Consider the following 12,075-nt stretch of genomic DNA (forward strand, 5'->3'; position numbering starts at 1 on the left):
GCGTTTCCCTGCCCATCCAGACAAATTGGCTTCAGTAGATGTGTTGACCACCCCTGGGAAGTTTCCCTCCCAAGGGTGGAGATCAGGATCGGTAAACTTCCTTTTGCGTTTACTGGGTCGCAAAAGTGTCAATCAGCAAACGCACATCGCCGCCCACCGGATATAAGATCGGGCAGGTGCAGCCGTTTTTCACATATTCAGCGACTTTCGCTTTGGCTTCCGACGGCGTTCCAGAGGCCGTAATGCGCAGGATCAATTCTTCCGGAACCAAATGCTTGGCTTTCTGAATCTGCTCATGCGTGGCAGGCCACCCTAAAATGGATTGGATCTCAGCCACGACGTCCATGGAAACGCCAGATGCCTTGGCGATGTGGGGCTGCTGGGCCAGATATTGGGTCAGCAGTTCACGCGAGGTGTCAATGGCTTTATCATGGTCTTCATCCACCGAGCAAACCACCAGCTGCGGCCGGTCAATGTCGTCGAGTGTACGGCCCGAAAGCTTCGCGCCCGCTTCTAACAATTCCAGGGCTTTGTGGTTGTATTCCGGAGGTACGCAGTAATTCAACACAGCGCCGTCCGCAATCTCACCTGTCATTTCCATCATCTTATCGCCGGTGGCGCCGATAAAAATGGGCACATTTCGCGGCTCCCGGCGGCCGTGAACCACATCCAGTTCAATCCCGTCCACATTGATAAATTCGCTGTGGAATGTAACCCGCTCCATATTGAGCAGTTTGCGCAGAACGACCACCGTATCGCGCATGGCCTGAAGCGGTTTTTTGCGGTCAATCCCCACATTTTTCGCCAGCGGATCCCACCACGCACCAATACCGCAAATCACACGGTTCGGCGCCAGATCGTCCAGGGTCAAAAAGGTCGCCGCCAACAGGCCGATGTTGCGCGTCCAGTTATTGATCACCCCAGAGCCTACGATTAACTTCTCGGTAACAGCCGCATACGCCGCCATAGGTACGATCGCGTCGCGCACCAGTCGGCTTTCAGCCTGCCATACTGCTTCAAACCCACGTTTTTCGGCATATTTCACATAATCCAGGCCGTCGCGTAAATCATGCGAATCCTGCAAATAAAGGGCTACACGGTCGCTCATGAGTTCCTCCAAAATTGGTTAAGGGCTGGGCGTTCTACCTCTGGTTAAACCTGCTCCACCTGGTTGAGGTATTCAAGGTCTTCCGGAGAATCAAGGTCGAACGCAAGGGTTGGAAGTGACAAGATTTCTAACCGGGTTCCGTGGGCTATCGCCTGTTTTTGATACCGTTCCACAGATCCCTTTCCAAAGGTTACTTTGAACATTTCAATCGGGTTAATCAGCACTACATTAACCCCATCGTTTTTTCGGTCGGGAGCAATGATCATCTCAGGCGGTTGAACCGCGTGAGCCAACATCGTTTGCACATCTTCCGGCGCCAACAATGGTAAATCTGCTGCTACGATCAGTAATGCGCGGGCAGCGTAAGCCCTTGCCACCGCCGCGGCTCGCTGCAAAACCACTTCGAGCGGCGAGTTCGGGTCTTCCTGTAAGGTTCTCGCCCCGTAATCGCGTGCCATAGACAGGACAGAAGAATCACGGCTGATCACCAGGACCTGATCGATTTCCTGCACGCTGGACAAAACTTGCAGCGTATTTCCCAACATGGTAAGGTTTAATGTTAAGCGTTCTTCTTCGTCCAATACATCCGATAACTGCGGCTTGCTCATTCGTAAAGGCTTTACTGGAACGATTGCCCAGAGGCTCATCAGCTTTGCAGCCCTCCATACAGAAATTGATATATTAAATTATACTCCCGCGCGCCAGTCATGAGCCGTCAGCTCAGGCAGCAAAATTCCGCTTCACAACGGGATTTTTCGGTAAATGCCCTCCTCGTGATCAGTTTGATAAATTACAGCCAGATTATTGATCTCAAAAGAATACCGCTCAGGTGGTGTTGGAATCAGCGCATCCAAAGCACAAGGCGCTTGCCGCAAGGTTCCATCGTGATACACCATCGTGATGTGCGGCATCCATACCGCCGGGGCATAATACGCATTGATGCCCTTTGCCCGCAGGCTCAATACGGCCCACAATTGCTGGTGCATTTTCTGAATCGCTTCAGTCTTCAATACCCCAAGGGTCACCGTGGGGAAATCCCCTGGAAACACACCGTACCCCCACACATTCGCCTGTGTTGGCGCAAAATTGCGTGATAGCCGCTCAAGCTCAGTCATACTACCCTCAAGCTCCAACTCCTCTACCGCCATCCAGGTCAGATGCGGCTGATGAACCGCCTGTAAGTCTTCTGATTCACATACAGTCTCTGCCGGGGCCTGAGCTGTTTTGCCAGACCATACCTGACTTTCGTTAACCAGAGAGACAATCGCGATCATCATTATCGAAAAAGATCTTGTTCCTTAGGCCGGATTATTTCCGTCAAAGTCGAATTTCGCAAAGCATAGGGGAAGCCGCGAACATGCACTGCGGGTGATCCCTCCGCTGCCTGCCCCATCATTAAAGAGGCCGCCGCCGCCAATTCATCCGCCGCCCCAATTTGGGTGATCCGCAGTCGAAAACCAAACAAATCCGGCACACCGCGCATATCCACCACCCCTGGCACACCCGCCAGCCCAATGGTGACGCCTACCGTCCCATTCCGCCAGGCTCTTCCGTGCGAATCAATGATACTGACGCCAATATGAATATGGCTATGCGCATATATTTGCTCTTGCAGCCGCCGGGCGGACGCATCTGGATCTTCTGGCAGCAATAATACCCAATCCTCTTCTTTTCCCCACGGGCCGCGCACATTCGAATGATCAATTCCCGCGTTTGCGCAGATAAACCCCAAACGGTGCTCGACGATGATGGTGTTCAATCCCGTCCGCAGCACCGCCCGGCTTTCTCGCAAGATCAATTCCAGCAGCCGCGCATCTTTCTTTGTGATCTCTCCCAATTCATTCGCGCGAGCTGAGGGCTCAACCGTGCTCAAATTCACCAGCCTTCCTTCAGCTTTCGACACAATTTTCTGGGCAAGTACCAGAATATCGCCGTCAGCAATTTGGATATCCGTCGCCTCCAGCGAGTGTATCAACAATTCCGCAAGATCATCCCCAGGTTCGATGAGTGGGAAATTGCTCAGGGGGGTTAACACCAATGACATGCGCTCTCCCTATACCCGCCGCGGAATTCCCGTGATCCGAATCCCAGAAGATTCAACTCCATATTTTTTATTCAGGCCGATCAAAATCGAGGTTAAGCCTTCGACAACCACAGAATTTTCAATAGGCCCAGCATCCCAACCGATCAGCCCCGCATCTTCTACCAGCTTGATCACCGTTTCGCGGGCAGCCTTGCTGCTGCCGGTTACCAACACATCGCACTCCACATCCTCGCCAGACAGCAGGTTCTCATAGGAAATATTTTGGAAGGCGGCCACCACTTCTGTTGCCTCTCCCACTATCTCTTTGGCTTCTTGCGCCGCGCTGCCGGCCGGGGGCATTTGCACCTTGGTCACCTTCGGCGGAACCAGCGGCACCGTCACATCCACTAAAATCTTCCCCGCTAAATTAGGCTTGACACTTTCCAGCATGGTTCGATGCGCCGCAAACGGAACCGTCATCACCACGATATCCGCCTGTTCAGCCGCTTCGGTGTTCGTAACCCCCTGAATATCCGCTTTCCCGCCCGTCATCTGCAGTACATCATCCGCCGCGGCCTGAGCTTTTTCAACCTGCCGCGAACCGATCAAGATCTTGTATCCAGCCTTTGCCCATGCAAACGCCAGACCTTTACCTTCTTTGCCGGTCCCCCCCAGGATGGCAATTACACGAATGGTCACTTCCGGGTTGTCGCTCATTCTCCTCCTGATGCAATAAAAGGATGCCTTTAAAACTTCTGGTTATAACGCTCCCATACCTGCGGGGCGATGCGCAGCGCTTCTTCCATCACCGCGGCCTCATCCAAAACCAGGATCTTCCGGTCGCGCATGAGCACTTTACCCGCCACCATCGTGGTAGTGATCATGCTTTCATTGAAGCCAAACAAAATGTGCCAGGGGGCGTTGCCGCCCGTGAAGGGCGTAAACGGCTTGTAATCCACAAAAATCAGATCTGCCCAGGCTCCTGGCGCAATCACACCCACAGGTACGCCGCCAAATTGAGTCTGCGCCAGCTGCTGGTTGTTATAAACGGCCATTTCCACCAGGTCATAGCCGCCCATCCGCCGCGGATCCAAGTTCCAAAGTTTGTGCGCCAGATAAGCGGTTTTCCATTCCTCCCACATCGCGTTGGAAAAACCGTCATTTCCCATGCACACTTTAATGCCCGCCCGCATCATCGATTCCACCGCGGGCAATCCCACAGCATTATTCATATTCGAACGCGGTTGATGGCTGACCCAGGTTTTGGTTTCTGCCAGATAGGCAATCTCTTTTGCGTCCACATGTACCGCGTGCACGATGATCGAACGGTCGCCCAAAATGCCAAATTGGTGCAGCCGGTCCACGACACGCTTGCCAGTTTTCGCCAAGGAGTCATACTCATCCACCGAATGTTCGGCCACATGAATATGAAAGCCGTAGCCCGATGGAATTTCCGCCCGGCAGCGCTCCAGGGTTGCATCCGAAACCGTCAGGCTGGCGTGAATTCCAAAAGTGGCCGCCAACAGCGGATTCTTTTCCTGTTCCACCCGACGGATAAAGCGCACATTCTCACGGATCCCCGCCTTCGAACGATCTTCGCCGTCCCGGTCAGTCACCTCGTAACACAGCGAGCAGCGCAACCCCGTTTCTCTCGCAGCCTCCGCCACAAGGTCCAGCGATCCGTCGATCGCGTATGGTGAGGCATGGTGATCAATCAACGTCGTGGTGCCGTGTTTGATGGCGTCTATCATGCAGACCAGCGCCGAATACTTCACCGCCTCATCGTCCAGCGATTTATCCAGCGGCCACCACAATTTCTCCAATATTTCGGGAAAGTCCTTGGCGGGTGAACCAGGGATAGCCATCCCGCGCGAATAGGCTCCATAAAAATGGGTATGCGCGCAAATGTTCCCCGGCATCACGTACTGTCCGCCCGCATCCAGCTTTTCTTCCTGCGGGTAGCGCGCCGTCAGGTCGGCCTGCGGCGCAACTTCCACGATTATCCCATCGCGAATAAGGACGGCATAAGCGTCCAATATCCGGTTCGGTTTTTCCCAGGTCAAAATCTTACCGTTGACAATCAGCATACTAACCTGCCTTTTCCGCCGCTAAAGCCTCGGCGATTTTTTCTTGATCCACCGGCAGCGAGTCCACCCGCACACCGACTGCGTTGTAAATTGCGTTTGTAATGGCCGGCGTGGTGGGAATGCTGACGATTTCGCCGATTCCCTTGGCCCCATACGGTCCGCCGGATGTCGCGTGCTCCACGATGATCGAGGTGATTTCCGGCGTGTGCGTGATGGACGGAATACGGTAGCGTGCCAACCGGTCGGTGACCACCCGACCCTCATCCAAAATGAAATGCTCCGTCAGCGCATTCCCCAACCCCATCATCACACCCCCTTCCACCTGCCCTTGCAGACCCAGGGGGTTGATGGCGGTTCCCACATCCGTCGCCGCCACAATGCGCACCACGCGCACTTCACCCGTCAACCGGTTCACTTCCACTTCTGCGGCCTGCACCCCAAACCCAAAAGCAAAGTGCATATCACCTTCTTCACCCAACGGGCGGGTGGCCGGGGCCCAATACTCAAACATCGACCGCGGCGCGCGTCCTTCGCTCTGCATCTCGGTTGCCAGAGCGCCCAGAGGGATTTCCTGGCCGTTCACCTGCGCCAGCCCCTCGACAAAGCGGATCTGTTCCGGCGGGACGTCGTACTTTTCGGCCAGCATCGAGGTCAGCGCCTGCCGCAGCGCCACAGCCGCCCCTCGGGCAGCATTCCCGGTCACATACGTCTGCCGTGATGCGGTTGTAGGGCCGCCGTCCGGGGTCAAATCCGTATCCGACAGCAGTACATGGACGCGTTCGCCGCGCACCCCAAACTCCTCTGCCACGATCATGCGCAAAACCGTCACCAACCCCTGCCCAATCTCTGCAGCCGAGGTGCGCACTTCCAAAGTCCCATCGGGATACAGTTCAACTTCCGCTCCGGACTTATCCGGCGCGCCGCCGCCCAAACCGGTGTTCTTGTAGGCCGCCGCCAATCCCCAGGCCCGCACAAGATGGGGGCTGCCTTCCACTTCACGCGGCGCAAATGGGTCTGGGCCAGCCAGCCGGTGTAATTCAGCCTCCACTTTCTCAATGCACTCCACCAACCCCACACTGTCGCGCAGCACCTGACCGGTATTGGTGATACTCCCCACCCGCAGTGCATTTTTCTTGCGCAGTTCAATCCGATCCATGCCTAACCGTTCGGCCAGCATGTCCATCAGCGATTCCACCGCAAAAGCCGATTGAGTTACCCCAAACCCGCGGAATGCGCCCGCCGGGGGGTTATTCGTATACATCGCATAACAATCCGCTTTCACGTTGGCAATACTGTACGGGCCGGAGGAATGTGTGGTGGCGCGGGTCATCACCTTTTCCCCCAACGAAGCGTAAGCACCCGTATCCCCATAGAGCTCCGTTTCCGCTGAAACCAGCGTCCCATCCCGCATAGCGCCCATCTTCACCCGTATTTGGGTCGCATGCCGCTTGGGATGCACCACCAGGCTTTCATGCCGGTCGAAAAGAATCTTCACCGGCCGCTGTGTGGCGTTTGCCAGCAAAGCCGAGTGAATCTGCCCCATGATATCTTCTTTCCCGCCGAAGCCGCCGCCGATCAGGGTTCCAATGATCCGCACCCGTTCCTCCGGCCAGCCCAACGCGCGAGCCACCTGGTTGCGGTCGGCGTATGGGATTTGCGATCCGACATATACTTCCATGCGGCCTTCATCGTTCACCCGGGCGATGCTGCACTCCGGTTCTAAAAATGCGTGGTCGGTCGTTGGCGTGTGGAACACATGCTCCATCACCACATCTGCCTGTTCAAAGCCGGCTTCCGTGGAACCTTTTCGTACTTTAATGTGCTTGAGCAGGTTCCCACCCGGGTGCAGTGCCTCCGTTTCGGGTTTACGCGCCTGCACCGGATCTTGAATGACTGGCAGCAGTTCGTATTCGGCTTCTATCAAGTCCAAAGCCTCAGCGGCGATCTCTTTGGTCTCCGCTGCCACAATCGCCACCGTATCCCCCACGTAACGCACGCGCTCGCCAATGCCAACCATCGTCGGCCAGTCGGGGATCACCAGGCCGTGGTAATGATCGCCGGGAATGTCTTCGGCGGTCAAAACAGCCCACACCCCCGGCAGATTCCTGGCTTCGGATACATCCAGTTTTTTCAAACGCCCGTGCGGGATTCCAGCTCGCTTCGCCCGCCCATACAGCATCCCTTCAAATTTCAAGTCATCTGTGTAAATGGCTGCACCAGTGGTTTTTTCCACTGCTTCCGGACGCATCTCAACCCGTCCAATCACCTTCTGTGCGCGGGCCGATTCTTGAATTTGAGGCGGCTGTACCGGCTGTCCCGTACGCATCGCCTCCGCCGCGGCCAAAATGGCGCGTTCAATCGTCGGATAGCCAGCACACCGGCACAAGGTGTCCTTGAGCGCATGGTGAATATCCTCAGCCGTCGGCTCAGGCTTTTTCAGCAGCAAAGCATAAGAAGTCATAATCTGGCCAGGGATGCAAAAACCGCACTGCACGGCGCCGTGCAGGATAAAAGCCTCCTGCAAGGGGTGCAAGTGGTCTTCATCTCCACTGATTTGCCGCAGCCCTTCGATCGTGAGAATATTGCGTCCCTGAGCCCGCACCGCGGGGAAAGTGCAGGATAAGATCGGTTTGTTATCAATCAGAACCGTGCAGGCTCCGCATTCCGCTTCATTACATCCAATCTTGGTTCCCGTCAGTCCCAACCGCTCGCGCAGCATCTCCGCTAACATTTCGCCTGGGCGGGCAGGCAAACGCACCTGCTTTCCATTAACGATACACTCAATCAAGGTTTGATCTGTCATTCCACTGCTCCTTCACCATTAAACCACGTGAGAGACGGGGCCACCTGCCCGCTGCCAGACCTTCTGAATCACCTCACGCAGCAGCACACCAGCCAGTTTTTGACGATATTCCGCTGTTGCTCGCTGCGGGCTGGTGCGGAATTTGACGCTATTCAGCATAGCTTTCAACCCATCGCTCAAACTTTCTTCGTTGTAGGGTCGGCCGCGCAAAGCGTCTTCTGCGGCGGTAATCCGCTGCGGAATTGGGCCAGACGGCCCCACCGCGATACGAATATCTTGAATGCGATCCCCGTCGCGCTCCAACCAGGCAGCCATATTGATCACTGGCAGCGCAACCCCCTGCGGCCGCATGATGCGGCTAAAACCAGAAGCCTGATTTGCTTTTCGCACCGGCAGGTAAAAACCAGAGATAATTTCGCCGTGAGGGTCTAAAGCCGATTTTCCTGGCCCTAAGAACAAAGTATTCAGCGCCTGGCGTCTCAGTCCCTGAGCGCTGGCAATCTCTACTTCAGCATTGAGCGCCATAATAGAAATCGTCCCATCCGCCGCGGGCAGCGCATGGGCCACATTCCCACCCAATGTGCCGGTGTTGCGCACCTGCGGACCGCCAATCAACCCGCTCGCTTCGCTTAACGCCTGGGCGTGTTCCAACACCAATTCGGATGTGGTAATTTGATTCAAGGGAACCGACGCGCCAATAAACAGATGCGTCCCGCGCATTTCCAACACCAGCATCTCTCGCACCTGGTTCACATCCACCAGGGTGTCCACAGGCGCGTGTCGTCCTTGCTGCAAATCCAGCAACAAGTCTGTGCCGCCAGCGATGACGCGGGCAGAACCAGGAGTCTGGTTTAACAGCTCAATTGCTTCGTCTAATGTGGAAGGGAGGTAATAGTGATTCCAGATAGTCATAGGGATCGGTGGCCCAACTAGTTGGCGGCACTTTTCGACGGGTTATTTGGATTTCCCGACGCCGATTCAGGATGGCCCTGAACCGACCACCGAACCTTACTATAAATGATTGTAGCAAATCAAATTCTACAGCGCAATAGCCTCACAGCCGGATTTCGCATATAATCATAACAGATCGAATAGGAGATAAGTCATGCCAAATCATCGCGCCGCCGCATTGGATTTCTTAAACGCTCAGGAACACGTCGCCCTGGAACGATTGACTCAGCTTTGCAGTATTCCATCCGTGTCCACAGACCCCGATCATGCTGCCGATATGCTGAAGGCCGCCGATTGGATTGCCGATCAATTCAAATATATCGGCCTGGATCATATTCAGGTTTTTCCCACGCAAAGACACCCCATTGTATTTGGTCAATACTGCGCGGACAGCATCGACGCCCCCACCGTTTTGATCTACGGGCACTATGATGTCCAACCGGCTGCCCCCCTGGAACTGTGGCATTCAGACCCCTTCACGCCTGAAATTCGCGAAGACCGGCTGTATGCCCGCGGCGCATCTGATATGAAAGGTCAGGTTGTGGCGGCCATTCAGGCGGTGGAGGCCGTCTTAAAGACCAATCCCCTCCCTGTCAACATCAAGTTCATCATCGAGGGCGAAGAAGAAATCGGTTCCCCCAGTATGCCGCAGTTCTTGCGCGAGCAAAAACAGATCCTCTCATCCGATGTCTGCCTCAATCCCGACGCTGGTATGGTTTCCCCTACCACCCCCACCATCAGCTACGGACTGCGCGGCCTGGCATATTTTGAGCTGTATGTCTACGGTCCCGATCACGACCTTCACTCGGGTATGTTTGGCGGCGTGGTGCACAATCCAGCCCACGCCCTGGCTGAACTGATCGCCGGAATGCACGACGATCAACAGCGCATCACCCTCCCAGGTTTTTACGACAGCGTGCGCACTTTGACCCCCGATGAGCATCACGAATTCAGCCGTCTTCCGGTCAGCCGTGAATCGTATCTGCGTCAGACAGGTGCGCCAGAGCTGTGGGGAGAAAGCGATTTTCTGCCCCAGGAACGTGTCGGCGTCCGTCCCACCCTGGATGTCAACGGCATGATCTCCGGATTTACCGGCGCCGGGTCAAAAACCATCATCCCCTCTCAGGCTATGGCCAAAATTTCCATGCGTCTGGTTCCCGATCAGCAGCCCGCCGAAGTTGCCCAGCAGCTGCGCCAATACCTGGAAGAACGCGCCCCCAAGACCATCCGCTGGGAACTGAAAGATATGCAGGGAGCTCCAGCCAGCATAGCGGACCGCAATCACCCGGCTGCGCAGGCCCTGGCCAAAGCCATGGAACAAGTCTGGAATGTGCCCCCCATTTATAAGCGCGAGGGCGGGTCCATCCCCGTGGTGGGCGCCATGCAGGATATTCTGGGTGTTGAATCCGTGTTAACCGGTTTTGGCTTGCCAGATGATAACATTCACTCACCCAACGAAAAACTTCACCTCCCAACCTGGTATTCAGGGATGAAGGCCTTGGTCCATTTCTTTTACAACTTAGTCGAGGCTTAAAGGTTACCATGTCCACTCAAGAACGTATGCCTTCCTATGGGGGCCAGGCCCTCATCGAAGGGGTCCTCATGCGCGGGGCGCGTTACGTCGCGGCCGCCTTTCGTGCGCCCAACGGTGAAATCATCATCAAATCAGAGCCCCTGGGCAAAATTTACACCAGCCCGGTGCGCAAATGGCCGTTTCTGCGCGGCCTCATTTTGCTTTGGGATGCCCTCGGCCTGGGAATTCAATATTTAACTTTCTCCGCGAATATTCAAGGGGATGAAGAAGAAAAAATCGAAGGCCCCAAACTGTACCTCACCCTGGGTCTCTCAATGGGTATCGCCATCCTGATTTTCTTCGTCGCGCCCTCTGCCATCGCCCACCTCTTTGAAAACTGGCTAAAGCTCTCCACCTGGTGGGGCAGCGTCATTGAAGGCGTCGTTCGCCTGGCCGTCCTTATTGGTTACGTCTGGGGTATTGGGAAAATGCCCGAAATACGCCGCGTGTATCAATACCACGGCGCTGAGCATAAAACCATCAATGCCTTTGAAGCCGGCATTGAACTGACCCCCGAAAATGTGCAAGCCTGCTCTCGCGAGCACCCTCGCTGCGGCACCGCTTTTCTGCTCACCCTGGTATTGCTGTCCATCGTGGTATTTTCGCTGTTGGGCCCTCTGCCCATCTTCTGGCGCTTGGCTTCCCGCATTCTCCTCATCCCCCCATTGGCGGGCGTTGCCTACGAAATCATCAAATTCACCGCCAACAACCTCACTAACCCCATCATAAAGTTCCTCATCCGGCCCAATCTGGCCATGCAAAGCCTCACCACAGCCGAGCCCGATCTGCCCATGTTAGAAGTTTCGATTGCCGCCTTCAACCGCATGTACGCCCTGGAGAACCAGGAGATGTCGCTGCAAAACGCTTCGGTTGCTGCAAAACAAGAGGGGGCGGCTGTCTAAAATCAGCGCTTAGACGGGAGGGGATCCGTTTGAAAACCTGGCAGCATTATCTGATCGCCTTTTTCTTGGGCATCATTGCGACCTGCGTGCTCTACATCATCGCCAGGCAGCCCGTTGGTGAGCCGGTCGTCCTTTTACCCATGCCCACCGAAGGTCCCATTCTGGTGGATGTTGCCGGCGCAGTCAATCGCCCCGGGGTCTATGCCCTTCCCCCCGACAGCCGCGTCTTTCAGGCTATCGAAATGGCTGGCGGATTCTCCACAGAAGCCGACCCCAATTCGGTGAATAAAGCCCTGCGCCTGAATGATGAGAACCGCGTGTACGTTGCCAAAGTGGGCGAATTACAGGCCAAAAGCAGTGCCGGGCTATCTGCTGCGGACCGCACCGGGGTTAGCCTGCCGAAAGATACTTCCTCTCTGGTGGATATCAACACGGCCACCGCCGCCCAATTCCAGGATCTCCCCGGCATTGGTCCCACCCGCGCTGCGGATATTGTGAATTATCGTGAGAAAATCGGGGCTTTTGCCACCCTCGAGCAATTAATGGATGTTCCAGGGATCGGGCCAACCACCTTTGAACAAATTCGCCCCCTCCTAACCTTAACCCCAGCAGACTGATCCGATCCAAT

11 protein-coding genes are annotated in these 12,075 nt (G+C 55.5%); 3 read left to right on the forward strand and 8 right to left on the reverse strand.

Going from position 1 to position 12,075, the window contains the following annotated elements; genetic code table 11:
* Positions 1-109: 109 nt before the first annotated feature.
* The 8 genes from ADN01_RS06345 to ADN01_RS06380 all read right to left on the reverse strand — a co-directional run bounded on the left by ADN01_RS06345 (position 110) and on the right by ADN01_RS06380 (position 8,933).
* A complete protein-coding gene (locus tag ADN01_RS06345) occupies positions 110-1,108 on the reverse strand; it encodes an LLM class flavin-dependent oxidoreductase (RefSeq protein ID WP_062418451.1) in 999 nt (332 codons plus the stop codon).
* A gap of 44 nt (positions 1,109-1,152) precedes the next feature.
* On the reverse strand, positions 1,153-1,755 hold the full coding sequence (cofC, locus tag ADN01_RS06350) for a 2-phospho-L-lactate guanylyltransferase (RefSeq protein WP_062418452.1): 603 nt from the start codon (positions 1,753-1,755) through the stop codon (positions 1,153-1,155).
* A gap of 93 nt (positions 1,756-1,848) precedes the next feature.
* On the reverse strand, positions 1,849-2,385 hold the full coding sequence (locus ADN01_RS06355) for a 2'-5' RNA ligase family protein (RefSeq protein ID WP_062418453.1): 537 nt from the start codon (positions 2,383-2,385) through the stop codon (positions 1,849-1,851).
* Complete coding sequence (gene cofE / locus ADN01_RS06360) at positions 2,385-3,152, reverse strand: coenzyme F420-0:L-glutamate ligase (RefSeq protein WP_062418454.1); 768 nt, start codon at positions 3,150-3,152, stop codon at positions 2,385-2,387. Before cofE ends, ADN01_RS06355 begins: the two co-directional genes overlap by 1 nt.
* 9 nt (positions 3,153-3,161) lie before the next feature.
* On the reverse strand, positions 3,162-3,848 hold the full coding sequence (gene npdG / locus ADN01_RS06365) for an NADPH-dependent F420 reductase (protein ID WP_062418455.1): 687 nt from the start codon (positions 3,846-3,848) through the stop codon (positions 3,162-3,164).
* A 29-nt stretch (positions 3,849-3,877) separates the two neighbouring features.
* Positions 3,878-5,218 carry a putative aminohydrolase SsnA gene (gene ssnA / locus ADN01_RS06370; RefSeq protein WP_062418456.1) on the reverse strand — a complete coding sequence of 447 codons (1,341 nt, stop codon included), beginning with the start codon at positions 5,216-5,218 and terminating at the stop codon, positions 3,878-3,880.
* A gap of 1 nt (position 5,219) precedes the next feature.
* A complete protein-coding gene (locus tag ADN01_RS06375) occupies positions 5,220-8,021 on the reverse strand; it encodes a molybdopterin-dependent oxidoreductase (RefSeq protein WP_062418457.1) in 2,802 nt (933 codons plus the stop codon).
* Between the two features lie 18 nt (positions 8,022-8,039).
* On the reverse strand, positions 8,040-8,933 hold the full coding sequence (locus ADN01_RS06380; protein WP_075071020.1) for an FAD binding domain-containing protein: 894 nt from the start codon (positions 8,931-8,933) through the stop codon (positions 8,040-8,042).
* A 193-nt stretch (positions 8,934-9,126) separates the two neighbouring features.
* Between ADN01_RS06380 and ADN01_RS06385 the strand changes: the two genes are divergently transcribed.
* From ADN01_RS06385 to ADN01_RS06395, 3 genes are read left to right on the forward strand one after another with little or no spacing between them, the layout of a single operon-like run.
* Positions 9,127-10,506: a dipeptidase gene (locus tag ADN01_RS06385; protein WP_062418459.1), complete on the forward strand. Its 1,380-nt coding sequence runs from the start codon at positions 9,127-9,129 to the stop codon at positions 10,504-10,506.
* A gap of 8 nt (positions 10,507-10,514) precedes the next feature.
* A complete protein-coding gene (locus ADN01_RS06390) occupies positions 10,515-11,447 on the forward strand; it encodes a DUF1385 domain-containing protein (protein ID WP_075071021.1) in 933 nt (310 codons plus the stop codon).
* 29 nt (positions 11,448-11,476) lie between these two features.
* Complete coding sequence (locus tag ADN01_RS06395; RefSeq protein ID WP_062418461.1) at positions 11,477-12,064, forward strand: helix-hairpin-helix domain-containing protein; 588 nt, start codon at positions 11,477-11,479, stop codon at positions 12,062-12,064.
* Positions 12,065-12,075: the final 11 nt, after the last annotated feature.

The sequence above is a fragment of the Levilinea saccharolytica genome (assembly GCF_001306035.1).
GTDB lineage: Bacteria > Chloroflexota > Anaerolineae > Anaerolineales > Anaerolineaceae > Levilinea > Levilinea saccharolytica.